Origin of the sequence: Azospirillum soli (assembly GCF_017876165.1) — a bacterium.
Lineage (GTDB): Bacteria > Pseudomonadota > Alphaproteobacteria > Azospirillales > Azospirillaceae > Azospirillum > Azospirillum soli.
Genome location: NZ_JAGINQ010000013.1, coordinates 145950 through 169424 on the forward strand (window position 1 = coordinate 145950; position 23475 = coordinate 169424).

Genomic DNA, 23475 nt, shown 5'->3' on the forward strand with positions numbered 1-23475 from the left:
AAACAAACGGGCAAAAAAAAGCAACGGTACCAGAGCTTAGGAACGGGGAGGCGGACATGGACACGGCGATGGTCGCGACGAAGCGGGCCATGCATCCCGGCGCTGGGCGCCGGAACACGCGGCCGCAGCCCAAAGGGCGGCAGGTCGATCCGGCGGCGCTGGCCGACGTGCAGGGGCTGCTCGGCGACCGGTCCCGCCAGCGGGATCTGCTGATCGAGCATCTTCATCTTCTTCAGGACACTTACCACGGCCTGCACGCCCGCCACCTCGCCGCGCTGGCGCAGGAGATGCGGCTGGCTCTGGTCGAAGTCTACGAGGTGGCCTCCTTCTACGCCCATTTCGACATCGTCATGGACGGCGAGGAGGCTCCGCCCCCGGTCACCGTCCGGGTCTGCGACAGCCTGTCCTGCTGCATGGCCGGCGGCGAGAAACTGATGGAGCAGCTGCCCGGGGCGCTGGGCCCCGACGTCCGCGTGGTGCGGGCCCCCTGCATGGGCGCCTGCCACAACGCCCCGGCGGTCGCCATCGGCCATGCCCTGCACGAGAACGCCACGGTCGAGAGCGTGACCGAAGCGGTGAGGAACGGCGACACCCACCCGCGCATCCCCGACTACGCCGGCTACGAGGCCTACCGCGCGGGCGGCGGCTACGCGCTGCTGACCGACTGCCTGGACGGGCGGCGGGACGTGGAGGACATCCTGCACCGGCTGGAGGGCGCCAACCTGCGCGGCCTGGGCGGCGCCGGCTTCCCGACCGGGCGCAAGTGGCGCTTCGTGCGGCACGAGGCCGGGCCGCGCCTGATGGCGGTCAACGGCGACGAGGGCGAGCCGGGCACCTTCAAAGACCGCTTCCATCTGGAAACCGACCCGCACCGCTTCCTGGAAGGCATGCTGATCGGCGCCTGGGTGGTGGAGGCCACGGACGTCTATATTTATCTCCGCGACGAGTACCCGCAATGCCGCGAGATCCTGGCGCGGGAGATCGCCGTGGTGGAGGCCGCCGGGCTCGCCAACCACACCCGCATCCACCTGCGGCGCGGCGCCGGCGCCTACATCTGCGGCGAGGAGTCCGCGATGCTGGAGAGCATCGAGGGCAAGCGCGGACTGCCGCGCCACAAGCCGCCATTCCCCTCCGTCGTCGGCCTGTTCGGCCGGCCGACGCTGATCAACAACGTCGAGACGCTGTTCTGGATCCGCGACATCGTGGAGAAGGGCGGGGAATGGTGGGGCAGCTTCGGCCGCAACGGCCGCACGGGCCTGCGCAGCTTCTCCGTCTCCGGCCACGTCAAGGAGCCGGGCGTCAAGCTGGCCCCCGCCGGCATCACGATGCGCGAGCTGATCGACGAGTACTGTGGCGGCATGGCCGAGGGGCACACCTTCATCGGCTACCTGCCGGGCGGGGCGTCGGGCGGCATCCTGCCGGCCAGCATGGACGACGTGCCGCTCGACTTCGGCACGCTGGAGCAGCACGGCTGCTTCATCGGCTCGGCCGCCGTCGTGGTGCTGTCCGACCGGGACGACATGCGCAAGGTGGTCCTGAACCTGATGGCCTTCTTCGAGGATGAAAGCTGCGGCCAGTGCACGCCCTGCCGCGTCGGCACCGAGAAGGCCGTGGCGCTGATCAAGCGGCCGGTGTGGGACGAACCGCTGCTCGACGAGCTGGCGGCGGTGATGGGCAGCGCCTCCATCTGCGGCCTCGGCCAGGCGGCCATGAATCCGCTGAAAAGCGCGCTGAAGCACTTCCGCGACCGACTCAACAACGCGGTGAGCAACGAAAAGACCCGGGAGGATGCCCAATGAGCGGCCGGATCCACTTCCATCTCGACGGGCAAGAGGTCGAGGCGCAGGCGGGCGAGACCATCTGGCAGGTCGCCACGCGCCTCGGCACCGAGATCCCGCACCTCTGCCACACCACCCAGACCGGCTACCGCTCCGACGGCAACTGCCGCGCCTGCATGGTGGAGATCGAGGGCGAGCGCGTGCTCGCCGCCTCCTGCAAGCGGACGCCGACCGCCGGCATGTACGTCCGCACCGCCAGCGACAAGGCCAAGCAGGCCCGCAAGATGGTGTTCGAGCTGCTGGTCGGCGACCAGCCGGAGCGCGCCGAGGCGCACGACCCGGACTCCCGCTTCTGGAACTGGGCGGACAAGGTCGGCGTGACGGAAAGCCGCTTCCCGACGCGGGCGGCGCCGGTCGCCAAGGACTTCAGCCACCCCGCCATGGCGGTGCAGCTCGACGCCTGCATCCAGTGCAACCTGTGCGTCCGCGCCTGCCGCGAGGTCCAGGTCAACGACGTGATCGGCATGGCGCTTCGCGGCCATCACGAGAAGATCGTCTTCGACTTCGACGACGCCATGGGCGACAGCACCTGCGTGGCCTGTGGCGAGTGCGTGCAGGCCTGCCCGACCGGCGCGCTGATGCCGAAGACCCAGGTCGATCTGACGACCGGCGTCTTCAAGGCGGCGGCGGACGAGACGGTGGACAGCGTCTGCCCCTATTGCGGCGTCGGCTGCCAGCTGACCTACAATATCAAGGACGGCAAGCTGCTGTCGGTGACCGGGCGCGACGGCCCGTCGAACGAGAGCCGGCTGTGCGTGAAGGGCCGCTTCGGCTTCGACTACATCCACCACCCGCACCGGCTGACCACGCCGCTGATCCGCCGCGAGGGCGTGTCCAAGCATGACGTGGACATCGACCCGGCCAACCCGCTGACCCATTTCCGCGAAGCCTCGTGGGAGGAGGCGCTGGCCGTGGCCGCCAAGGGGCTGACGGACATCCGCGACACGAAGGGCGGCTCGGCCCTGGCCGGCTTCGGTTCGGCCAAGGGCTCGAACGAAGAGGCGTACCTGTTCCAGAAGCTGGTGCGGACCGGGTTCGGCACCAACAACGTGGACCATTGCACCCGCCTGTGCCACGCCTCCTCCGTGGCGGCGCTGATCGAGGGCATCGGGTCGGGTGCGGTGACCGCCCCTTTCATGGCGGCCAAGGACGCCGAGGTGATCGTCGTCATCGGCTCCAACCCGACGGAGAACCACCCCGTCGCCGCGACCTTCTTCAAGAACGCGGTGAAGAAGGGCGCCAAGCTGATCGTCATGGATCCGCGCGGCACGGCGCTGCGGCGCCACGCCACGCACATGATGCGCTTCACGCCCGGCCGCGACGTGCCGATGCTGAACGCGCTGCTGAACGTCATCATCACCGAGGGGCTGTACGACGAGCGGTATGTCGCCGAGCACACCCAGGATTTCGCCGAGCTGAAGGAGCACATCAAGGCCTTCACGCCGGAGGCGATGGCCCCGGTCTGCGGCATCGACGCCCAGACGCTGCGCGACGTGGCGCGGCTGTACGCCACCTCCAAGGCCTCGATCATCTTCTGGGGCATGGGCGTGTCGCAGCACACCCACGGCACCGACAACGTGCGTTGCCTGATCGCGCTGTCGCTGGTCACCGGCCACATCGGCCGCCCCGGCACCGGGCTGCACCCGCTGCGCGGCCAGAACAACGTGCAGGGCGCGTCCGACGCCGGCCTGATCCCGATGATGTACCCGGACTACCGTCCGGTGGAGGACGCCGAGGTCCGCGCCTTCTACGAGGATCTGTGGCAGACGAAGCTGGATCCCAAGCGCGGCCTGACCGTGGTTGAGATCATGGACGCCATCCACGCTGGCAAAATCCGCGGCATGTATGTGATGGGCGAGAACCCGGCCATGTCCGACCCGGACGTGGAGCACGCCCGCGAGGCGCTGGGGATGCTCGACCATCTCGTCGTGCAGGACCTGTTCCTGACCGAGACGGCCAAGTATGCCGACGTGGTGCTGCCGGCCTCCGCCTGGCCGGAGAAGAACGGCACGGTGACCAACACCAACCGCCAGGTGCAGATGGGCCGGCAGGCGCTGCCGCCGCCGGGCGAGGCGCGGCAGGACCTGTGGATCCTCAACGCGTTGGCGCGCGGCCTCGGCCTCGACTGGAACTACGGGCACCCGCGCGAGGTGTTCGCCGAGATGAAGAAGGCGATGCCCTCGCTCGACAACATCACCTGGGAGCGGCTGGAGCGCGAGCGCTCGGTCACCTATCCCAGCCTGTCGGCGGAGGATCCGGGGCAGGAGATCGTGTTCGGCGACGGCTTCCCCACGGCGACCGGCCGTGGCCGTCTGGTCCCCGCCGACGTGATCCCGCCGGCCGAGGAGCCGGACGCCGACTTCCCCATGGTGCTGACCACCGGCCGCCAGTTGGAGCACTGGCACACCGGGTCGATGACGCGGCGCGCCCAGGTGCTCGACGACATCGAGCCGGAGGCGGTGGCCTACATGAGCCCGGCGGATCTCCGCCGCATGGGGGCCAAGGGCGGCGACACGGTGAAGGTGACCACGCGGCGCGGCGCCATCGAGCTGAAGGCGCGGTCCGACTACGGCGTCCCCAGCGGGCTGGTGTTCGTGCCCTTCTGCTACGCCGAGGCGGCGGCCAACGTGCTGACCAACCCGAAGCTCGACCCCTACGGTAAGATCCCGGAGTTCAAGTTCGCCGCCGCGCGGATCGAGCCGGTCGCGTGACGTCCTGAGACACCCTGCTCCGCGCTTCGGCGCGGGGCAGGGGGCCAACAAAGGCCCGCCAAAAGGGCCGGTGGCGTGGAGGGAAGGAACCATGAAGACGCAATCGCAAAGCCCGGAGTCCGCCCCCGGCGCGCCCGACACGGCGGCCAAGGGGCAACTGGTCCAGTCCTTGACGCGGGCGCTGAACATCCTGTCCATTCTCGGCGGTGCGGGCACGCCCATGAGCCTCACCGCCGTGGCCGAGGCGGCGGACCTGTCGCCATCGACCACGCACCGCCTGCTGACCACCCTGCAACAGGAGCGCTACGTCCGCTTCGATCAGGAGAAGCGCGGCTGGGCGGTCGGGCTGCAAGCCTACACGAGCGGCATCAACTTTCTGAGAACACGCAGTCTTCTCGACGTCGCCCGGCCCCGCCTGCGGCGGTTGATGGAGGACAGCGGCGAGGTGGTGAGCCTTGCCGTCGAGGAGGATGGCGAGGCCATTTATCTGCACCGCGTCTCCGGTGCGCGTCTGGCGCAGGCGGCCGTTCCGGTGACGGACCGAACGCTGCTGCATTGCTCGGCCGTCGGAAAGACGTTCCTGGCGGCGATGGCCGAGGCGCGGGTGCAGTCCATCGTCACCCAGCGCGGGATGCGGCAGTTCACGCGCACCACCGTGTCCTCGTTGCCGGCGCTGCGGCAGGAACTGTCGCTGGTCCGCAGCCGGGGATTCGCCGTCGATCAGGAGGAGCGGGTGTCCGGCCTGCGCTGTGTCGCGGCCCCCATCTTTGATGAGACCACATCGGTCGTCGGCGCCATATCCCTGTCCGGCACCAGCCGCCGGATGCGGGATGCCCGTGTGGACGACCTAGGCGAGATGGTCAAGCGCACCGCCGCCGCCATCACGGCGGAGTTCGGAGGCCGTGTGCCGATGTAATGGCCGATTTATGAATTGGGTTCATCTCTGAGCGCAGCGTCCCCGCTGTGGAACTCGACCGCGCCACTCCCGTGGCGCGGTCATTTTTATTGGCGCGGGAAGCTTTCCGCATCGTGGAAAAATGTCTCTGGAGTGTTTTTCCGAGCAGAGGGGAATGCCATCATAAGTCCACGGAGGGCGATTTAGTCCTCTATGCCGGGTGATATGGACAGCTCGCCTCTTGCGAACCTGATCTGATGGCCGTGCTGGAAACAGCACGGTCTTTTTTTGTCTGTGCGCGGTGCCCATCCAGTCTTTCCGCCAAGGAACGGAAGCCGGTCTAGGCTGATGGTAGTGGGGCAGAAAATCAGTGTTGCAAACAGATTTTAGATCTGGCATACCAGATGCCGTATATGGAGCACCGAATGCTTCAGCGGAATCGCTGCTCGGTCCCGACCCAGGCCGACGCCGTTCGAAACTCAACCACTTTCAGAAAAGTGGCCCAGGGCTTGGCCGACACGGATGACCACCGGTCCCCGGCCCCAAGAAAAACAAGCACCCGGTAAAAACAAGCACCCGGTACCAACCATCGCAATCCCATGGGAGGGACACATGGTCCATTCGACCCAAGCCAAAGACGCTCCGGCGCAAGTGTCCGACAAGACGCGCTGGCTCCAGATCCTCGCCGGTGTTTTTTGCATGGTGGCGGCCGCGAACATCCAGTACGCCTGGACGCTGTTCGTGCCGGAAATCCAGGCGACGCATAACTGGACGCGCGCCTCGATCCAGACCGCCTTCACCGTCTTCGTGGTCGTGCAGACCTGGCTGACGCCGATCGAAGGCTACTTCATCGACCGCTACGGCCCCCGCGTCATCGTCGCGGTCGGTGGTCTGTTCACCGGCCTTGCCTGGGTCGTCAACAGCTACGCGGACACGCTGAGCCTGCTGTACATCGGTTCGGCCATCGGCGGCATCGGCGTCGGTTGCGTGTACGCCACCTGCGTCAACAACGCCCTGAAGTGGTTCCCGGACAAGCGCGGTCTGGCGGTCGGCCTGACGGCTGGCGGTTACGGCGCCGGCTCGGCCCTGACCATCCTGCCCATCGCCAACATGATCCACTCCTCCGGCTACCAGTCGACCTTCTTCACCTTCGGCCTGATCCAGGGCGCCGTCATCTTCGCCGCCGCCTGGATGCTGCGCACCCCCGCCAAGGAAGAGGTGAAGACGTCCAGCAAGGTCGCTCAGACCCGCCGTGACTACACGCTGTCCGAAGCCCTTCAGACCCCCGTCTTCTGGGTCATGATGGTCATGTTCATCTGCACCGTCACCGGTGGCCTGATGGCCGTGGCGCAGCTGGGCGTCATCGCCCACGACCTGGGCGTCAAGGAAGCCCCGATCAGCATCCTCGGCATCACCATGGCGGCTCTGCCCTTCGCTCTGATGCTCGACCGCGTCATGAACGGCATCTCGCGCCCGCTGTTCGGCTTCATCTCCGACCACATTGGCCGTGAAGCGACTATGTTCGTCGCCTTCACCCTCGAAGGCTTCGGCATCATCATGCTCAGCCGCTTCGGCCACGACCCGATGATGTTCCTGATCCTCAGCGGCATGGTGTTCCTGGCCTGGGGCGAAGTGTACAGCCTGTTCTCCGCCACCTCGGCCGACACCTTCGGCACCAAGCATGCGGGCAAGATCTACGGCGTCCTCTACTGCGCCAAGGGTGTGGCCGCGCTCCTGGTCCCGCTGGGCAACCTGCTGATGGAAGCGACCGGCACCTGGGCGACCGTGCTCTACGTGACGGCGGCGATGGACCTGACCGCCGCGGCCTGCGCCATCCTGGTGCTGAAGCCGATGCTGAAGCGCCATCATGCCCGTAACGAGGCCGAGGCCCTTCGGGGACCGATCGCCAGCCCGCTCGCACAGCCCGCCGGCAACGCGACCTCTTAAACACGGAACGAGCTGCCCCAACACGGGAGGACAAAAGGTTCGGCCGCCGCGCGATCACCGCGCGGCGGCCTTTTCGTGCTTTCGTGTTGTTCCCCCCAAACCCTTGTCCGCCGCCGGCATTCTTCCGGCTTGGCGGCAACCGCGCTCAGTCGAGAAAGAAGGGGCGCTCGTGCCCTTCGCCGCTCTGGTTGAAACGCTCGGACGTCCAGAGGCCCGAATCGTCACCGGCGTCGGTCGGGGAGCTGTCAACGTCGCCGCGGGTGAGGACGTAGAGGCCGTGCGCCATCAGTCCGGCCAGCGCGACATAGGCGATCATCTGCGACTCGATCATGGTTCTTGCTCCTTTGGCTAGGGGGGCCTGTTGCGGGTCAATTTAGGAGCGCCGACCCCGAAAGGCAAGGGGATTTTGTATACCAGATGCGAAATACCAATACAGGACGATTTCCACCATGCGGGAAAAGGAGATGGGGCGGTTTGCGCTGTGACGAGCCGGTCGGACAATGACGTTTTTCATCAAATGCGAAAGGCGGATCCATGGCGTTGCCCGAAACCATGATTGCGGTGGAGGTGAGCCGGCCGGGCGCGCCGGAGGTGCTGGTGCCCACGCGCCGGCCCATGCCGGTTCTCAAGGCGAACGAGCTGCTGATCGAGGTGGCCGCCGCCGGGGTCAACCGTCCGGACGTGCTGCAACGGCTTGGCCGCTATGATCCGCCGCCGGGCACCACCGACATTCCGGGCCTGGAGGTGGCCGGCCTGGTCGCGGCGGTGGGGGCCGAGGTGTCCGGCTGGTCGGTCGGGGATCCGGTCTGCGCGCTGCTCGCCGGCGGCGGCTATGCCGAATATTGCAGCGCGCCGGCCGCGCAATGCCTGCCGGTGCCGGACGGCCTGTCCATGGCCGAGGCGGCGGCGCTGCCGGAAACCTTCTTCACCGTCTGGTCCAATGTGTTCGAGCGCGGCCGGCTGCGAGCGGGCGAGACGCTGCTGGTGCACGGCGGCGCGTCGGGCATCGGCACGACGGCGATCCAGCTCGGCAAGGCGTTGGGCGCGCGGGTCCTCACCACCGTGCGCGGCGCGGGCAAGGTGCGGGCTTGCCTCGATCTCGGCGCCGACCGGGCCATCGATTATACGGCTGAGGACTTCACCGCCGTGGTGAAGGAGGTCACGGACGGGAAGGGCGCCGACGTGGTGCTCGACATCGTCGGCGGCGACTATCTGGCGCGCAGCATCGACTGCATGGCGGTGGAGGGGCGCTATGTGGTGATCGGCTTCGTGCGCGGGCCGAAGGCGGAGGTCAACCTGTTTCCGGTGATGGCGAAGCGACTGACGCTGACCGGATCCACCCTGCGGGCGCGGCCGGTCGCCTACAAGCGGGCGCTGGCCGACCAGCTGCGCGAAACGGTCTGGCCGCTGATCACCGAGGGGCGGGTCAAGCCCGTGGTCTTTGAGACCTTCCCTCTGGCCTCCGCCGCCGAGGCGCACCGCCTGATGGAAAGCAACCAGCACGTCGGCAAGATCGTGCTGGCGGTTCGCTCCTGAGAACGAGAAGGGGCGCGGTCGGTGAACCGCGCCCCTTCTGATCGTTCGCCGGCTGGTCCGTGGGCGGCTATTTGGCGGGTTGGACGGTCAGACACTCCGCCGTCCGCCGGTCACCGGCGACGAAGCGGGCGCGCATCGGCTTCAGCACGAACAGAGCCAGGATCGCGGCAAAGGCGTTGACCGACGCGGCGAGATAGAACACGACCATCCACCCCCCCGTCGCGTCGGCGATAATGTTGCCGAACGGGATCAGCAGCGCGGCCGTGCCCTTGGCGGTGTACAGCATGCCGGCGTTGGTCGTGGCGTACTTCGACCCGAAGGTGTCGCCGCAGCAGGCCGGAAACAGGCTGTAGATCTCGCCCCAGGCGAAGAACACCAGCCCTGTCAGGATCACGAACGCGATCGGGTCGCGCCCGTAGACGCTGAGGGCGACGATGCCCACCGCCTCGATGGCGAAGGCGATGAACATGGTGTTCTCGCGGCCGATGTGGTCCGACACCCAGCCGAAGAAAGGGCGCGTCAGGCCGTTGAGCACGCGGTCGATGGAGAGGGCGAAGGTCAGCGCCGGCAGCGTCAGCCCCATGATGGACACCGGCACGCCGTCCAGCTGGAAGTCCTTGGCGATGGGCCCGAGCTGGGCGGTGGCCATCAGGCCGCCGGCCGCCACCATGGTGAACATCAGGTACATGATCCAGAACACCGGCGTCTTGACCATCTGCGCCGGCGTGTAGCTCTCGCGGCTCTGCACCACCAGCGCCCTGCTCACCTGCGGGACCTGCCCGTGCTTGGGCTCCTTCAGGAACCAAGCGAGCAGGAACACGACAGCGCCCTGGCCGATGCCGAAATACAGGAAGGTCACTTCGTAGCCGGAAGCGTGGATCATGTTGGCGATCGGCACCACGGTCAGCGCCGAGCCGGCGCCGAAGCCGGCGGCGGTCAGGCCGGCGGCCAGCCCGCGGCGGTCGGGAAACCACTTCAGCGCGTTGCCCACGCAGGTGCCGTACACGCCGCCCGCCCCGATGCCGCCGATGGCCGCGCCGAGATAGAGCAGCAACAGCGAGTCCGCCACCGAGTTGATGGCCCAGGACAGCGCGCATAGGATGCCGCCGAGCAGCACGACGATGCGCGGCCCGAACCTGTCCACGAACCAGCCCTCGACCGGGACCAGCCAGGTTTCTGTGACCACGAAGATGGTGAAGGCTACCTGAATGGCCGCGAGACCCCAGCCATGTTTTTCACTGATGGGTTCGACGAACAGGGTCCAGCCGTATTGCAAATTGGCGATCATCGACATGCAGATGACGCCGATCAGCAACTGGATCCATCGCGCGCCGTGCGGCTCGGCCGCGCGTGCATCGACTTGCCGCATTTGGTTCCTCCCCGGATACCCTTTGAACGAATTCTTTTGTTTGCTTTTTATTTTCTTCTGGGCGGGGCCGCGTCTGGGCATGAACTCCGTCATATGGAGAGCCGCCTCTGGCATGCCAAACTCGGTATCCCTCGACCGCTGAACGTGAGTGTGCCCAACAATTGCCGGTATCAACAACCTGGCTTGTGGGATAGGGTCTTATTCCTTGGGTCGAACCAACGGGATATGACAGTTGGGCAGTTAGAGGACCAGCACCGCGCGGAAGTCGTTGACGTTGGTCAGGGTGGGGCCGGTGATCAGCAGGTCGCCCAGCGCGCTGAAGAATCCGTAACCGTCGTTGTCGGCCAGCCGCTCCTTGGCGCTGATGCCCAAGTCGGCGGCGCGCTTGAGGGAAGCGGGGGAGAGCAGGGCGCCCGCGTTGTCTTCCGTGCCGTCGATGCCGTCGGTGTCGGCGGCCAGCGCGTGCACGCCGGGCAGCCCGTCCAGCGCGACGGCGAGCGCCAGCAGGAACTCCGCGTTGCGGCCGCCGCGCCCATGACCGCGCACGGTGACGGTCGTCTCGCCGCCGGACAGCAGGACGCAGGGGGCCGGCGCCGGCTGCCCATGGCTGACAATCTGCCGGGCGATACCGGCATGGACCAGCGCCACCTCGCGGGCTTCGCCCTCCAGCGCGTTACCCAGGATGACCGGTGTGATGCCGGCCCGGCGCGCGACCTCGGCGGCGCGCTCCAAGGCCATTTGCGGTGTGGCGACCAAGACGGTGCGCGTGGCTGCAAGGCGTGGGTCGCCGGGCTTCGGGGTCTCGTCGCGCCCGGCTAGCAGGTGGTCCATCACTGCCTTCGGCGGGTCGATGCGGTGCTTCTCCAGCACGGCCAGCGCGTCGCCATAGCTGGTCGGATCGGGCACCGTCGGGCCGGAGGCGATGACCGACAGATCGTCGCCCGGCACGTCGGAGATGACCAGCGAAACCACCCGCGCTTTGGTCGCCGCCGCCAGCCGCCCACCCTTGATGGACGAGAGGTGTTTGCGCACGCAGTTCATCTCGCCGATGTTGGCGCCGGAGCGCAGCAGCGCCTTGGACACCGCCTGCTTGTCGGCCATGGTCAGGCCGGGCGCCGGCAGCGCCAGCAGGGCCGATCCGCCGCCGGAGATCAGGCAGAGCAGAAGATCGTCCGGCCCCAGCCCGGCGGCGATCTCCAGGATGCGCCGCGCGGCGCCCTCACCGGCCGCGTCGGGAACGGGGTGGGACGCCTCGACCACCTCGATCCGCTCGCAGGGGACGTTGTGGCCGTAGCGCGTGACCACCAGCCCGGACAGCGGACCCGTCCAATGGGTTTCCACCGCCCGCGCCATGGCGGCGGCGGCCTTGCCGGCGCCGACCACGACGGTCCGCCCCCTGGGCGGCGGGGGCAGGTGCGGCGGGACGCACAGGGCGGGCTGGGCCGAGGCCACGGCGGCCCGGAACATGTCGGTCAACAGCGCTCGCGGGTCGGTGATGGTCACGGCTCAGCCCCCCTTCTTCCTTCTATTCCGCCGGTTCGAGAGCCCGGTGGTTCTGCCCGATCTCATGCCCGCCGAGCAGTTCCAGCGCGCGGACCATGGCGGAGTGGTCCCAGGCCTTGCCGCCGTGCGCGGCGCAGGCGTTGAACAGCTCCTGGCAGGTCGCCGTGTTGGGCAGCGACAGCCCGAGCGCGCGGGCGCCGGACAGCGCGAGGTTGAGGTCCTTCTGGTGCAGTTCGATGCGGAAGCCCGGATCGAAGGTCCGCTTGACCATGCGCTCGCCGTGCACCTCCAGGATGCGCGAGGAGGCGAAGCCGCCCATCAGCGCCTGCCGCACCTTGGCCGGATCGGCCCCAGCCTTGGAGGCGAACAGCAGCGCCTCACCGACCGCCTCGATGGTCAGGGCGACGATGATCTGGTTGGCGACTTTGGTCGTCTGGCCGTCGCCGGGACCGCCGACCAGCGTGATGTTCTTGCCCATCGCCTCGAACAGCGGCTTGACCGTCGCAAAGGCCGCCTCCGTCCCGCCGACCATGATGGTCAGCGAGGCCGCCTTGGCGCCCACCTCGCCGCCCGACACCGGGGCGTCCAGATAGTCGCAGCCCAGCGCGTTGATGCGCTTGGCGAAGGCCTTGGTCTCGATGGGCGAGATCGAGGACATGTCCACCACGATCTTGCCGGACGACAGCCCCTCGGCCACGCCGTCGGCGCCGAACAGCACCGCCTCGACGTGCGGGGTGTCGGGCACCATGGTGATGATCACCTCGGCCTGCTGCGCCACCGCGCGCCCCGACGCGCAGGCGGTGGCGCCTTGGTCCAGCAGTTCCGCCGGCGGCGGGGCGATGTCGTGCACGAACAGCGTGTGCCCGGCCGCGATCAGATGCCCGGCCATCGGCCGGCCCATGATCCCGAGCCCGATGAATCCAACCTTCATGGTTTCCTCCTTGATTTTTGGTTAGGCTGCGACGGTCTCGGGCGTCTGGTGGGGGCGCATCCAGGACAGGCCCTCGCTGGTGCCTCGCGCCGGCTTGTATTCGCAGCCGATCCAGCCCTGGTAGCCGAGCCGGTCGAGCGACGCGAAGACGAAGGGGTAATTGATCTCCCCGGTGCCGGGCTCATTGCGGCCGGGATTATCGGCCACCTGGACGTGCGCGATCTTGGGCAGCAGGCGCTGGATCGTCGGCACGAGGTCACCTTCCATGATCTGCATGTGGTAGACGTCGTACTGGATGAAGAGGTTGTCGGACCCGACCGCCTCGATCAGCCGCTCGGCGTGCGTCGTGGTGTTCAGGTAGAAGCCCGGAATGTCGCGGGTGTTGATCGGCTCGACCAGCAGCCGGATGTCGGCGGCCTTCAGCGCCTTGGCGGCGAAGGCCAGATTGTCCACCAGCGTGCGCTCCAGCTTGTCCGCCGCGACCCCGGCCGGCGCCTTGCCGACGAGGCAATTGATCCGCGTGCAGCCGAGCGTGGTCGCGTATTCGATGGCCTTGCCGACGCCGTCCTGGAATTCGCCCACGCGTTCCGGCAGGCAGGCGATGCCGCGTTCGCCCGCGTCCCAGTCGCCCGCCGGCAGGTTGTGCAGGACCTGCACGAGGCGATAGCGCTCCAGCCGTTCGGCCAGCGCCTCCTTCTCGAAGGCGTAGGGGAACAGGTACTCGACCCCGGTGAAGCCGTCCTTGGCCGCCGCCGCGAAGCGGTCCAGGAAGCTCACCTCGTTGTAGAGCATCGTCAGGTTGGCGGCGAATTTGGGCGTTTTGGGCGGCGTTCTGTTGGGCATGTTGGTCTCCCTGATTGTTGGGATCATCAGGCCGCAGCGGGGCGCGGGCGTCAACGAACGGTCCAAGTCTTTTCCACGATGTGGAAGTCCATCCCACGAAGATCGGTCCCCCGCAGGTCGGTCCCGGGAAGGCCCGCACGGCCGCCGAACTGGCGGGCGATGGCGTCCGCCGCGTCCTTGACCAGGCTGCCGAGCAGGGGCAGGCGGTCGTCGGGGATGCGGGCCATGGGGCCGGAGACGGAGACCGCGCCGGCCGGCTCCCCGAACTCGTCGTGGATGACGGCGGCGGCGCAGCGCAGGCCGACCGCGTGCTCCTCGTCGTCGATGGCGTAGCCGCGCTCGCGGGTGCGGTTCAACTCCTCCCGCAGGGCCATGGGGGTGGCGATGGTGCGCGCGGTCATGCGGGTCATGCCGGTGCGGTGGAGGATCTTGGCGACCTGCGCGTCGGGCATGGCCGCCAGCAGCGCCTTGCCGACGCTGGAGCAGTGCAGCGGCACCCGGCCGCCCGGCGTGGAGAAGGCCCGCATCATCTGCCGGCATTCGACCTGCGCGAGGTAGAGCGCCTGCCCCTCGTCCTCGATGGCGAGGTTCACGGTCTCGCCGCTCTGCTCCATCAGCGCGCGCATGGCGGGGCGGGCGACAGTGGCGAGGTTGCGCGAGCGCATGAAGGCGCTGCCCGCGACGAAGGCCTGCACGCCGACCGACCACAGCTTCCGCTCCGCGTCGAAATGGACGTAGCGTTCCTGCTCCAGCGTCATCAGCAGCCGGTGCGCGGTCGAGGTGGACAGGCCCACGCGCTGCGCCAGTTCGGTCAGCGCCGCGCCGTCCTCAGCCTCGGCGAGGCTGTCCAGAAGGGACAGCGCCCGCAGCAGCGACTGCACCTGCGCGGATCGTTCCCCGGTTGGAGGCTTGCGGCCGGTCGGGCGCCGCGCCTTGGTGAGGCTGGGTGCCATGCTGTCTCCTCCACTCGGGAAAAGGGGAAAAAAGAAAGCCGGCGGCCGGATGGAGCCGCCGGCTGAGGCGGAGGAGTTACGCGTTGACCAGTTCCGGTTCATCGACGGGCAGGTCGAGAACCTCCTCGAACTCGGTCACGTTGTTGATCTCCGTGCCCATGGCGATGTTGGTCACGCGCTCCAGGATCACCTCGACGACGACCGGCACCTGGAACTCGTCCATCCACTGCGCGGCGCGGGTGAAGGCGGCGGACAGGTCGTTCGGGTCGGTGACGCGGATCGCCTTGCAGCCCAGCCCCTCGGCCACCGCAACGTGATCGACGCCGTAGCCGTTGACCTCCGGCGCGTTGACGTTCTCGAAGCCCAACTGGACCTGATAGTCCATGTTGAAGCCGCGCTGCGCCTGCCGGATCAGGCCGAGGTAGGAGTTGTTCACCAGGACGTGGATGTAGGGCAGCTTGAACTGCGCGCCCACCGCCAGCTCCTCGATCAGGAACTGGAAGTCGTAGTCGCCGGACAGCGCCACGATCTTGCGCTTGGGATCGGCCACCCGCACGCCCAGCGCCGCCGGCAGCGTCCAGCCCAGCGGGCCGGCCTGACCGCAGTTGATCCAGTGGCGCGGCTTGTAGACGTGCAGGAACTGCGCGCCGGCGATCTGCGACAGGCCGATGGTGCTGACGTAGCAGACGTCCTCGCCGAAAGCCGTGTTCATCTCCTGGTAGACGCGCTGCGGCTTGACCGGGACGTTGTCGAAGTCGGAACGGCGCAGCATGCCGCGCTTGCGCGCCTGGCACTGGGCCACCCATTCGGAGCGGTCCCTCAGCTTGCCGGCCGCCTTCCACTCCTCGGCCACCGTGACGAACAGGTCGAGCGCCGCCGCCGCGTCGGAGACGATGCCGAAGTCCGGCATGAACACGCGCCCGATCTGGGTCGGCTCGATGTCCACATGCACGAACCTGCGGCCCTTGGTGTAGACGTCGATGGAGCCGGTGTGCCGGTTGGCCCAGCGGTTGCCGATGCCCAGCACGAAGTCGGACTCCAGCATGGTCGCGTTGCCGTAGCGGTGCGCCGTCTGGAGCCCGACCATGCCGGCCATCAGCGGGTGGTCGTCCGGGATGCTGCCCCAGCCCATCAGGGTCGGGATGACCGGGATGCCGGTCAGCTCGGCGAACTCCACCAGCCGGTCGCTGGCGTCGGCGTTGATGATGCCGCCGCCGGCCACGATCAGCGGCCGTTCCGCCTCGTTCAGCATGGCCAGCGCCTTTTCGATCTGGGCGCGGGTGGCGGCCGGCTTGTAGACGGGCAGGGACTGGTAGGTGTCGGGATCGAACTCGATCTCCGCCATCTGCACGTCGATGGGCAGGTCGATCAGCACCGGGCCCGGCCGGCCCGAACGCATGATGTGGAACGCCTGCTGGAAGGCGTAGGGGACCTGCCCCGGCTCCAGCACGGTGACGGCCCATTTGGTCACCGGCTTGGCGATGTCGGGGACGTTGATGGCCTGGAAATCCTCCTTGTGCAGGCGGGCGCGCGGCGCCTGGCCGGTGATGCACAGGATGGGGATGGAGTCGGCCGAGGCGGAATAGAGGCCGGTGATCATGTCGGTGCCCGCCGGGCCGGATGTGCCGACGCACACGCCGATGTTGCCGGCCTCCGCACGGGTGTAGCCCTCGGCCATGTGCGAGGCGCCCTCGACGTGGCGGGCCAGAATGTGACCGATGCGGCCGTTCTTGCGCAGCGCCGCGTAGAACGGATTGATGGCCGCTCCCGGCACGCCGAAGCAGACGGACACGCCTTCCTTTTCCAGGACATGAACCGCGGCTTCGATCGCCATCATCCTTGCCATGCTCTGTTCCCTCCTTGGACTGGCTGATCGCCGTTGCGTTGGACCAAGCTTTCGCCGGGAGGCTCCGATTCGGCAAACGGATGCGGAAAACTTTCCGTGGAGTGGAAACGGCGCCGAAAGTGGGACGTGGAACAGGGGCTTGCGGGCTTCCATGCGGGGCTGTCATCGTGGCGCCATGACGCGCTTGCCGACGCCGCCGCTGCTGGCCATCACCGACCGCCGACAGGCGGCGCTGCCGCTGCCCGAACTGGCGGACCGGCTGTTCGCCGCCGGTCTGCGCTGGCTGTCGCTGCGGGAAAAGGATCTGCCGGGGGCGGAGCAGCTGGCGCTCGCCCGCGCGCTGCTGGAGCGCGCGCGGCCCTGGGGGGCGCTGGTGCTCGTCCATGGCGACGCGCATCTCGCGCGCGCGGCGGGGGCGGGCGGGGTGCATCTGCCGGAGGGGGGCGATCCGGTCGAGGCGCGGCGGATTCTCGGGCCGGGGGCGCTGATCGGCCTGTCGGCGCACGGGGCGGAGGGGCTGCGGCGCGCGGCGGAGGCGGGGGCCGATTACGCCACCGTCTCACCGGTGTTCCTATCGGCCAGCAAGCCCGGCTACGGACCGGACCTAGGGGTGGACGGGCTGCGGCGTCTTGCCGCCGGGGCCGGTCTGCCGGTGGTGGCGCTGGGCGGGGTGGACGAGACGGGAGCGGCGGCCTGCATGGCGGCCGGTGCCGCCGGAGTGGCGGTCATGGGGCCGCTGATGCGCGATCCGGCGCGGCTTTCCGGCGTGTTGAAAGCCATCGCCGGATAGGGGTGCCCACACGGCGGGGCTGGACTTTTCGCCGGGGAATGTGCATCTGGTATGGCACATACGAGAATCAATGAACGGCGCCTTCGCGGTCCCGGCATAACGCCGTGGGCCGCTGTCCGCGCAAGTCAGCATAGGGACCCGCTCCGATGACCCCTCCGGCGCTCAACGTTCAGCCGCTCGACACCGGCACGACCTTCCGCAGCCAGGTCTATCACTCGCTGAAGCAGGCGATCTCCGAAATGGACATCTACGACCATCAGGCGGAGATCCGGCTGGACGAGCGCCAGTTGAGCGACCTGCTCGGCGTCAGCCGCACGCCGATCCGCGAGGCCCTGACGTTGCTGGAGCAGGAAGGCTTCATCCGCCTGCTGCCGCGCCGGGGCATCTTCGTGATCCGCAAGACCAAGGCCGAGATCATCGAGATGGTCCAGGTCTGGGCGGCGCTGGAGAGCATGGCCGGCCGTCTGGTCGCCGAGAACGCCGCCGACGAGGACATCCGCACCCTGTGGGACCTGTTCCGCAACTTCGAGCAGCGCAGCCCGAAGGAGAATGTCGGCGAATATTCCGAAGCCAACATCGCCTTCCATAAGAGCATCATCCGGCTGAGCGGGTCGAAGCTGATTCAGGAGATGACGGACAACCTGTTCATCCACATGCGGGCGATCCGCAAGCTGACCATCGGCCAGGAAGACCGCGCGGAACGGTCGATCCACGACCACAAGGAAATCATCAAGGCGTTGGAGCGCCGCGACGCCGACCAGGCCGAGAAGCTGATCCGAGAACACACCCTCGGTCTGGCGGCGCACGTCGCGAAGCACTGCGACTTCCTCGAATAACCGTTCTCAATGATGGTCAGGCCTGTTCGAAGGCCGGCCGGCCGGCCTCGGCTCCAGCCGCGGGCGCGGTGCGGTTCCCGTCCGGCGTGATGGTGATGACGCGCAGGCTGTTGGTGGCGCCCGGCGTTCCGAAGGGGACGCCGGCCGTCACGATCAGCGACTCCCCGGCGGCGCCGATCCCTTCCTGCGAGGCGATCATGCTCGCCCGCTCCACCATCTCCGAGAAGCTCTCCACATCGGCCGTCCAGACGGGGTGGATGCCCCAGCCGAGCGCCAGCCGGCGCGCCGTCTCGCGGCGGGCGCTGAGGCCGAGGATGGGGACGGGCGGCCGTTCCCGTGCCGCGCGCAACGCCGTCGATCCCGTCGTGGTGAAGGTCGCGATGGCGGTGGCCGAAATGGTTTCGGCGATCTGCCGGGCGGCGGCCGACATGGCGTCGGGGGTGGTGGCCTCCGGGCGCGGGTGGTCGGCGTCCATGATCGTGCGGTACAGCGGGTCGCGCTCGACGCGGCGGACGATGCGGTCCATCATCGCCACCGCCTCAACCGGATAGTTGCCCGAGGCGGATTCGGCCGAGAGCATCACGGCGTCGGCGCCGTCATACACGGCGGTCGCCACGTCCGACGCCTCCGCGCGGGTCGGGCTCGGCTCGTTGATCATCGACTCCAGCATCTGGGTGGCGACGATCACCGGCTTGCCCAGGGCGCGGCACAGGCGGATCATCCGCTTTTGCAGGCCCGGCACGTCCTCCGGCGGCAGTTCCACGCCGAGGTCGCCGCGCGCCACCATGATCGCGTCGGACAGCCGGATGATTTCCGGCAGGTGCGGCAGGGCGGCCGGCTTTTCGACCTTGGTGATGATGTGGGCGCGGTCGCCGATCAGGCCGCGCGCCTCGATGATGTCCTCCGGCCGCTGCACGAAGCTGAGGCCGATCCAGTCCACGCCCAGCGCCAGGCCGAAGCGCAGGTCGCTGCGGTCCTTGTCGGACAGCGCGCTGAGCGCCAGCGTCGTGCCGGGCACGTTCATGCCCTTGCGGTCGGACAAGGTGCCGCCGACCACAACCTCGGTGTCCGCGTGGTCCGGCCCGCAGTCGCGCACGCGCAGGCGGATGCGGCCGTCGTTCAGCAGCAACTCGTGTCCCGGGGCGAGGCCCTCGAAAATCTCCGGATGCGGCAGGCAGACCCGCCGGGGGTCGCCCGGCGTCGGGTCGCGGTCGAAGCGGAAGCGGTCGCCGGCGGACAGCGTGACCGCGCCCTGGGCGAAGGTGCCGACGCGCAGCTTCGGCCCTTGCAGGTCGAGCAGCACGCCCACCGGCCGGCCAATGGTTTCCTCCACGGCGCGGATCTGGCGGTAGCGCTCGGCGTGCTCCGGCTGGCTGCCGTGGCTGGCGTTGAGGCGGAACACGTCCACCCCGGCCTCCGCCAGCGCGAAGATCTGGCTGTAGGTCGAACTGGCCGGTCCCAGCGTGGCGACGATCTTGGTGCTGCGGTTGCGCGGCATGGCTGTGCCTCCTCGGCTCGCGGTGACGGGGTGATGCTGCGGCCGGGCGGAGGGGAGGGTCAACGAACGCGGGTTGCTTTTCCGCATGGTGGGAAAGCGGGGCCGTGAGCTTGACCGGGCGGGTTCCGGCGTGAGGCCATCGCATCCTTGATGCCGCCATTGATGCGATATGGAAAACCAGCCCATTCCCTCCGCCAGTCTGATCCTGCTGCGCGACGGCGCCGAGGGGTTGGAGTTGTTCATGATCCGGCGGAATGCCGGCCTGCGCTTCGCGGCCGGGGCGACGGTGTTCCCCGGCGGGCGGGTCGATCCGGAGGACGGAGCCGGCGCGCCGGGCGACGACCGTACGCTCCGCCGCGCCGCCATCCGCGAGGCGTTCGAGGAGTGCGGCATCCTGCTGGCGCGAGGGGGCGTGGACGCCGCCCTGTTGGAAGTGCTGCGCGCGCCGTCGCCGGTCCCCCTCGCCGAACGCTTGCGGCTGGCCGGGCTGGAACCCGCCGTTGAGGCGCTGGTGCCCTTTGCCCGCTGGATCACGCCGGAAACGGTGTGGCGGCGCTTCGACACGACCTTCTTCCTGGCTCCCGCTCCGGTTGGGCAGGTTGCGACCGTCGATGGGGGCGAGGCGGTGGCCGGGCTGTGGGGGACGCCCGCCGCGATCCTGCGCGAGGCCGAGGCCGGTAGGCTGTCGCTGGTCTTCGCCACGCGGATGAACCTGATGCGGCTGTCCGGATGCGGCAGCGTTGCGGAGGCGCTGGCCGCCGCACACCACCAACCGCTGGTGCCCATCCTGCCCCGGCGGATCGACGGGCCGGCCGGTGCGGTGTTCCGCATCCCGGACGGTGCCGGCTACGCGCTGACCGAGGTTGCCGCCTCCGACGTCCGGCTGGGATGAGAACCAAAAACGATGCTTCAGGGAGAGAGACCATGACCATGCTTGACGCGGGCAGCCGTCCGCGCTTCCGTTGTCGCCGTGACCGGGGGTTCGGCATGCGCCTTTTCGGCCTGACGGGGTGGAGCGGCAGCGGCAAGACCACGCTGATGACCAAGCTGTTGCCGGCGTTGATCGGGCAGGGCCTTCAGGTCTCGACGCTGAAGCACGCGCACAAGGGCTTCGACATCGATCATCCCGGAAAGGACAGCCACACCCATCGCATGGCTGGCGCCACCGAGGTGCTGGTCAGCTCGCCCAAGCGCTGGGCGCTTGTCCGCGAACTGCGCGACGAACCGGAGCCGACGCTGGCGGAGCTGCTGTCCCACATGTCGCCGGTGGACCTGCTGCTGATCGAGGGGTTCAAGCGCGACCGTCACCCAAAGCTGGAGGTGTGGCGCCGGTCCGTGGGCAAGCCGCTGATCGCGGCAGGCGACCCGACCATCGTCGCCGTCGTCAGCGACGGCCCGGTGCCGGAATCCCCGGTTCCGGTCCTCGATCTGGACGACATCGGGGCGATCACCGCCCTGATCGTCGAGAAGGCGTTGCCACTGAAAATGATGGGATCATAAACAGTTGAAGTGGCTGTAATTTTTACAGCTTCCTGCTTTGCGGCCTTTGCGCATCTGGCATTTGGCATACCAGAGTAAGATTGCCTCCATCAACACGATGGAGAACAGCAATGACCACCTCGACCTTCTCCCATGCCGGTGCGGACCGCAACTCGTCGCATGTCATCCAGGCCGTCGGCGCTTTCCTGGCCGCTTGGTTCCGGGCTACGCCCGCCTACATTCTGTATCGCGCCTTGACCCATTGAGTAGCCCTATCGGGTGAGCGGCGCCGCAGGGGTGGCGCGGATCACCGAAAGACGCCAACGGAAAAGCGGGCTGCGTTACCGTCGCGGCCCGTTTTCGTTTTTGCCCCCGAACAGGTATGATGCCGAACGGGTGTGATGGAAGCGGCGCAACGGAGTGCTGTACCGCCTTGTTTTCTATAGGATGGGCTTGGCAAGCCGGAGACCGGAAAGCGGCAAGTGCAGGATTCGCAGGAATGACCGACAGTGACAGTTTGAAGTTTGTGATCGGCTGGAGTCTCGGGGGCATTGTTGCCAGCGGATTGGTGGTGGCCGCCTTGTTCACCCTGCAGCAGGCAACACCGGAGCGGGAGGTCGTAACCGAACGCTCGGTGAACAGCCTGGACGAGCAGACCTGCCGCCGGATGATGGAAACCTTTGTCGAACAGTCCCGGTCGGGCGCCCAGATCATCTGGCTGTGGGCCGAAGAATCCACCCCGCGCGTCTTTGGAGCCGGGGCTTGGACCAAGCAGAAGGTGGACATCACGGCGCCACCCCGCCCCTATGCGTTCGATCCGGCGACCCAGACCGCTCCACCGGAGGCCTGCTCCTTCAAGCAGAACTCGCTGCACGTCGTGGCTTATGAACCCAAGGACGACAAGGGCGCCGCATTCATCAGCGACCGTATCGAGTAGCTTGGCGGCGTAAGGACGATCCGGGCAGGCGGCGCCGGAATCAGGCGCCGCAGGCCGCGCGATAGGCTTCCAAGGTAGCGCGCAACTCGCTCGGGATCGGGATCGAGCCGAAGTTGTCCAGCGCCGTCGCCACCACCGTCAGGCGGCCGGACAGCCGCACGGTGCCGGCGACCTCGCCGGTGATGCCGATGCCGATGGAACTGCGGCCGATTCGCTCGACCAGGATGCCCAGGGTGAGGGTCTCCCCCATGCGGCTGGGGATCACGAAGTCGCATTCCGCACGGACGATGGGAAGTCCGATCCGCTGGTCGAGAATCAGGCTGGCGTAGTTGATGTTCAGGCCGTGGGTGAACCAGTCCTCGACCACCCCATTGAACATGTCGAAATAGACCGGGAAATAGACGATCCCCGCCGGATCCGTGTGGGAAAACCGGATGGGCCGGTGCACGCGGAAAGCGCCGGGAGGCAGCGGGCGGTGCCGTGCTTCGTTTTGGCCGTGCTTGTCCAGTCGTGCGAGAGTGTCGGGCATCGAGGGGGGCATTTCCTGAAGGGGGCGGGGTCGGAAGAGTGGTTTGTTTCTGATTGTTTGTTTTGCGAACATTCTTGATACGGTACTACAGGCAAGCGCGCGGGTCAGCAAGCGAAATGTCAGCCTGCCTGTTCAAAGGGTGTACGCCGCTCGTCCAGGGCTGGCGTGAGCGCGGGGCCGCTCCTTGGCTTAGAGTTTCCGGTGGTGCGCGTGATTGCCTCTCCAAAGGGCATATTGACGCCATTCTGAGCAGAATCTAGCATTTCTGGTGTCTGGCATACCAAATCCCAAGATGCCGGCGATCCCCCATTCATGCGGACAACCGGACCTGCGCCATGAAGCCCATCATCTCCTTTGTCAGCAAAATGAAAGGTGCGGGCCAGCCGCCCGGACGCCCGCCGATGGGCGACGTGCTCTGGTCCTGGTTCGGGGCCAGCTCCGGAATCGGAGCTATTTCTGTGCTGGCGCTGCTGAGCAAGCTGCCCTTGCTGATGGCTCCCTTCGGGGCGACCTGCGTCCTGATCTTCGCCGCATCCGACAGCCCGCTGGCCCAGCCGCGTGCGGTCATCGGCGGATATCTGATGTCGGCCGTCGTCGGCGTGCTGGCGTTGCTTCTGTTCGGCACAGCCCCTTGGGTGCTGGCCATGGCGGTCGGCACGGCCATCGCATTGATGCAACTGACGCGGACACTTCATGCGCCGGCCGGCGCGGTTCCGCTTCTGGCGCTTTCGGCCGGCACGGATTCCCTCTTGCTGATCCCGAGCGTGTTCGTGGGCTCCTGCACGTTGATCGGCATCGGCTTGGTCGTCAACAACCTGCGCACCGACCGCTCGTATCCCCGCTACTGGGTGTGAGAGCAGTTCTATCCCATTCAAAGAATTTGAAGAATTCGGAGCGGCGCGGCCGGTGGTCGCGCCGTTTTCCGTTGCCGGGCGGGCAGGGAAAATGCTGGTCGCGCCATTTGTTCGACACGCCATCAAAAGGGCTTGCATTCCGCTGGCATCTGGTATACCGTATGACCAATGCCAATGACG

Annotated in this window: 21 protein-coding genes; 12 read left to right on the forward strand and 9 right to left on the reverse strand. The window is 67.7% G+C overall.

Annotated elements, in window-relative coordinates; all coding sequences use genetic code 11:
* The first annotated feature begins 56 nt into the window (after nucleotides 1-56).
* The 4 genes from J2852_RS20135 (at nucleotide 57) to oxlT (J2852_RS20150) (ending at nucleotide 7391) form a co-directional block, all read left to right on the forward strand.
* Entirely contained in the window at nucleotides 57-1799 is a 1743-nt protein-coding gene (locus tag J2852_RS20135; RefSeq protein WP_209878839.1) for an NAD(P)H-dependent oxidoreductase subunit E, read from the forward strand.
* Nucleotides 1796-4549: a formate dehydrogenase subunit alpha gene (fdhF, locus tag J2852_RS20140; RefSeq protein WP_209878840.1), complete on the forward strand. Its 2754-nt coding sequence runs from the start codon at nucleotides 1796-1798 to the stop codon at nucleotides 4547-4549. Before J2852_RS20135 ends, fdhF begins: the two co-directional genes overlap by 4 nt.
* A 91-nt stretch (nucleotides 4550-4640) precedes the next feature.
* Entirely contained in the window at nucleotides 4641-5465 is an 825-nt protein-coding gene (locus tag J2852_RS20145) for an IclR family transcriptional regulator (protein ID WP_209878842.1), read from the forward strand.
* Nucleotides 5466-6056: 591 nt separating this feature from the next.
* On the forward strand, nucleotides 6057-7391 hold the full coding sequence (oxlT, locus tag J2852_RS20150) for an oxalate/formate MFS antiporter (RefSeq protein ID WP_209878844.1): 1335 nt from the start codon (nucleotides 6057-6059) through the stop codon (nucleotides 7389-7391).
* Nucleotides 7392-7536: 145 nt separating this feature from the next.
* Here oxlT (J2852_RS20150) and J2852_RS20155 read toward each other — a convergent pair whose 3' ends face one another.
* Nucleotides 7537-7722: a hypothetical protein gene (locus J2852_RS20155; protein WP_209878846.1), complete on the reverse strand. Its 186-nt coding sequence runs from the start codon at nucleotides 7720-7722 to the stop codon at nucleotides 7537-7539.
* Between the two features lie 203 nt (nucleotides 7723-7925).
* On the opposite strand from J2852_RS20155, the gene J2852_RS20160 reads away from it, so the two are divergent.
* On the forward strand, nucleotides 7926-8927 hold the full coding sequence (locus J2852_RS20160) for an NAD(P)H-quinone oxidoreductase (RefSeq protein WP_209878848.1): 1002 nt from the start codon (nucleotides 7926-7928) through the stop codon (nucleotides 8925-8927).
* Nucleotides 8928-8994: 67 nt separating this feature from the next.
* On the opposite strand, the gene oxlT (J2852_RS20165) is transcribed toward J2852_RS20160, so the two are convergent.
* The 6 genes from oxlT (J2852_RS20165) to gcl all read right to left on the reverse strand — a co-directional run bounded on the left by oxlT (J2852_RS20165) (nucleotide 8995) and on the right by gcl (nucleotide 16372).
* Nucleotides 8995-10296: an oxalate/formate MFS antiporter gene (gene oxlT, locus J2852_RS20165; RefSeq protein WP_209878850.1), complete on the reverse strand. Its 1302-nt coding sequence runs from the start codon at nucleotides 10294-10296 to the stop codon at nucleotides 8995-8997.
* 240 nt (nucleotides 10297-10536) lie between these two features.
* Entirely contained in the window at nucleotides 10537-11799 is a 1263-nt protein-coding gene (locus tag J2852_RS20170) for a glycerate kinase type-2 family protein (RefSeq protein WP_343206787.1), read from the reverse strand.
* 22 nt (nucleotides 11800-11821) lie between these two features.
* Nucleotides 11822-12730 carry a 2-hydroxy-3-oxopropionate reductase gene (glxR, locus tag J2852_RS20175; protein ID WP_209878852.1) on the reverse strand — a complete coding sequence of 303 codons (909 nt, stop codon included), beginning with the start codon at nucleotides 12728-12730 and terminating at the stop codon, nucleotides 11822-11824.
* 21 nt (nucleotides 12731-12751) lie between these two features.
* Nucleotides 12752-13573 (reverse strand): hydroxypyruvate isomerase, encoded by an 822-nt coding sequence (gene hyi, locus J2852_RS20180; RefSeq protein WP_209878854.1) that lies wholly within the window; start codon nucleotides 13571-13573, stop codon nucleotides 12752-12754.
* 50 nt (nucleotides 13574-13623) lie between these two features.
* On the reverse strand, nucleotides 13624-14526 hold the full coding sequence (locus J2852_RS20185) for an IclR family transcriptional regulator domain-containing protein (protein ID WP_209878856.1): 903 nt from the start codon (nucleotides 14524-14526) through the stop codon (nucleotides 13624-13626).
* Nucleotides 14527-14602: 76 nt separating this feature from the next.
* Nucleotides 14603-16372 (reverse strand): glyoxylate carboligase, encoded by a 1770-nt coding sequence (gcl, locus tag J2852_RS20190; protein WP_209878858.1) that lies wholly within the window; start codon nucleotides 16370-16372, stop codon nucleotides 14603-14605.
* 175 nt (nucleotides 16373-16547) lie between these two features.
* Between gcl and J2852_RS20195 the strand changes: the two genes are divergently transcribed.
* Both J2852_RS20195 and J2852_RS20200 read left to right on the forward strand, forming a co-directional pair.
* Nucleotides 16548-17162 carry a thiamine phosphate synthase gene (locus tag J2852_RS20195; RefSeq protein ID WP_209878860.1) on the forward strand — a complete coding sequence of 205 codons (615 nt, stop codon included), beginning with the start codon at nucleotides 16548-16550 and terminating at the stop codon, nucleotides 17160-17162.
* A gap of 146 nt (nucleotides 17163-17308) precedes the next feature.
* On the forward strand, nucleotides 17309-17998 hold the full coding sequence (locus J2852_RS20200; RefSeq protein WP_209878862.1) for a GntR family transcriptional regulator: 690 nt from the start codon (nucleotides 17309-17311) through the stop codon (nucleotides 17996-17998).
* 16 nt (nucleotides 17999-18014) lie between these two features.
* Here the strand turns inward: J2852_RS20200 and pyk are convergent, their stop codons facing one another.
* Nucleotides 18015-19496: a pyruvate kinase gene (gene pyk / locus J2852_RS20205; protein WP_209878864.1), complete on the reverse strand. Its 1482-nt coding sequence runs from the start codon at nucleotides 19494-19496 to the stop codon at nucleotides 18015-18017.
* A gap of 169 nt (nucleotides 19497-19665) precedes the next feature.
* Between pyk and J2852_RS20210 the strand changes: the two genes are divergently transcribed.
* The 4 genes from J2852_RS20210 to J2852_RS20220 all read left to right on the forward strand — a co-directional run bounded on the left by J2852_RS20210 (nucleotide 19666) and on the right by J2852_RS20220 (nucleotide 21912).
* On the forward strand, nucleotides 19666-20388 hold the full coding sequence (locus tag J2852_RS20210; protein WP_209878866.1) for an NUDIX hydrolase: 723 nt from the start codon (nucleotides 19666-19668) through the stop codon (nucleotides 20386-20388).
* Nucleotides 20389-20483: 95 nt separating this feature from the next.
* Complete coding sequence (gene mobB, locus J2852_RS20215; protein ID WP_209878949.1) at nucleotides 20484-20996, forward strand: molybdopterin-guanine dinucleotide biosynthesis protein B; 513 nt, start codon at nucleotides 20484-20486, stop codon at nucleotides 20994-20996.
* 110 nt (nucleotides 20997-21106) lie between these two features.
* Complete coding sequence (locus J2852_RS32105) at nucleotides 21107-21241, forward strand: hypothetical protein (protein WP_281418465.1); 135 nt, start codon at nucleotides 21107-21109, stop codon at nucleotides 21239-21241.
* 233 nt (nucleotides 21242-21474) lie between these two features.
* Nucleotides 21475-21912, forward strand: coding sequence for a hypothetical protein (locus tag J2852_RS20220; RefSeq protein WP_209878868.1), 438 nt, complete (start codon nucleotides 21475-21477; stop codon nucleotides 21910-21912).
* A gap of 40 nt (nucleotides 21913-21952) precedes the next feature.
* On the opposite strand, the gene J2852_RS20225 is transcribed toward J2852_RS20220, so the two are convergent.
* Nucleotides 21953-22441, reverse strand: a complete 489-nt coding sequence (locus tag J2852_RS20225; protein ID WP_209878870.1) for an acyl-CoA thioesterase — start codon at nucleotides 22439-22441, stop codon at nucleotides 21953-21955.
* A 335-nt stretch (nucleotides 22442-22776) separates the two neighbouring features.
* Between J2852_RS20225 and J2852_RS20230 the strand changes: the two genes are divergently transcribed.
* Complete coding sequence (locus tag J2852_RS20230; protein ID WP_209878872.1) at nucleotides 22777-23295, forward strand: HPP family protein; 519 nt, start codon at nucleotides 22777-22779, stop codon at nucleotides 23293-23295.
* The last annotated feature ends 180 nt before the right edge of the window (nucleotides 23296-23475 follow it).

Excerpts from the sequence above, each read along its gene's own strand:
- J2852_RS20135 (WP_209878839.1), top strand. The coding sequence starts at position 57 with ATGGACACGGCGATGGTCGCGACGAAGCGGGCCATGCATCCCGGCGCT.
- fdhF (WP_209878840.1), top strand. The coding sequence starts at position 1,796 with ATGAGCGGCCGGATCCACTTCCATCTCGACGGGCAAGAGGTCGAGGCG.
- J2852_RS20145 (WP_209878842.1), top strand. The coding sequence starts at position 4,641 with ATGAAGACGCAATCGCAAAGCCCGGAGTCCGCCCCCGGCGCGCCCGAC.
- oxlT (WP_209878844.1), top strand. The coding sequence starts at position 6,057 with ATGGTCCATTCGACCCAAGCCAAAGACGCTCCGGCGCAAGTGTCCGAC.
- J2852_RS20155 (WP_209878846.1), bottom strand. The coding sequence starts at position 7,722 with ATGATCGAGTCGCAGATGATCGCCTATGTCGCGCTGGCCGGACTGATG.
- J2852_RS20160 (WP_209878848.1), top strand. The coding sequence starts at position 7,926 with ATGGCGTTGCCCGAAACCATGATTGCGGTGGAGGTGAGCCGGCCGGGC.
- oxlT (WP_209878850.1), bottom strand. The coding sequence starts at position 10,296 with ATGCGGCAAGTCGATGCACGCGCGGCCGAGCCGCACGGCGCGCGATGG.
- glxR (WP_209878852.1), bottom strand. The coding sequence starts at position 12,730 with ATGAAGGTTGGATTCATCGGGCTCGGGATCATGGGCCGGCCGATGGCC.
- hyi (WP_209878854.1), bottom strand. The coding sequence starts at position 13,573 with ATGCCCAACAGAACGCCGCCCAAAACGCCCAAATTCGCCGCCAACCTG.
- J2852_RS20185 (WP_209878856.1), bottom strand. The coding sequence starts at position 14,526 with ATGGCACCCAGCCTCACCAAGGCGCGGCGCCCGACCGGCCGCAAGCCT.
- gcl (WP_209878858.1), bottom strand. The coding sequence starts at position 16,372 with ATGGCAAGGATGATGGCGATCGAAGCCGCGGTTCATGTCCTGGAAAAG.
- J2852_RS20195 (WP_209878860.1), top strand. The coding sequence starts at position 16,548 with ATGACGCGCTTGCCGACGCCGCCGCTGCTGGCCATCACCGACCGCCGA.
- J2852_RS20200 (WP_209878862.1), top strand. The coding sequence starts at position 17,309 with ATGACCCCTCCGGCGCTCAACGTTCAGCCGCTCGACACCGGCACGACC.
- pyk (WP_209878864.1), bottom strand. The coding sequence starts at position 19,496 with ATGCCGCGCAACCGCAGCACCAAGATCGTCGCCACGCTGGGACCGGCC.
- J2852_RS20210 (WP_209878866.1), top strand. The coding sequence starts at position 19,666 with ATGGAAAACCAGCCCATTCCCTCCGCCAGTCTGATCCTGCTGCGCGAC.
- mobB (WP_209878949.1), top strand. The coding sequence starts at position 20,484 with ATGCGCCTTTTCGGCCTGACGGGGTGGAGCGGCAGCGGCAAGACCACG.
- J2852_RS32105 (WP_281418465.1), top strand. The coding sequence starts at position 21,107 with ATGACCACCTCGACCTTCTCCCATGCCGGTGCGGACCGCAACTCGTCG.
- J2852_RS20220 (WP_209878868.1), top strand. The coding sequence starts at position 21,475 with ATGACCGACAGTGACAGTTTGAAGTTTGTGATCGGCTGGAGTCTCGGG.
- J2852_RS20225 (WP_209878870.1), bottom strand. The coding sequence starts at position 22,441 with ATGCCCGACACTCTCGCACGACTGGACAAGCACGGCCAAAACGAAGCA.
- J2852_RS20230 (WP_209878872.1), top strand. The coding sequence starts at position 22,777 with ATGAAGCCCATCATCTCCTTTGTCAGCAAAATGAAAGGTGCGGGCCAG.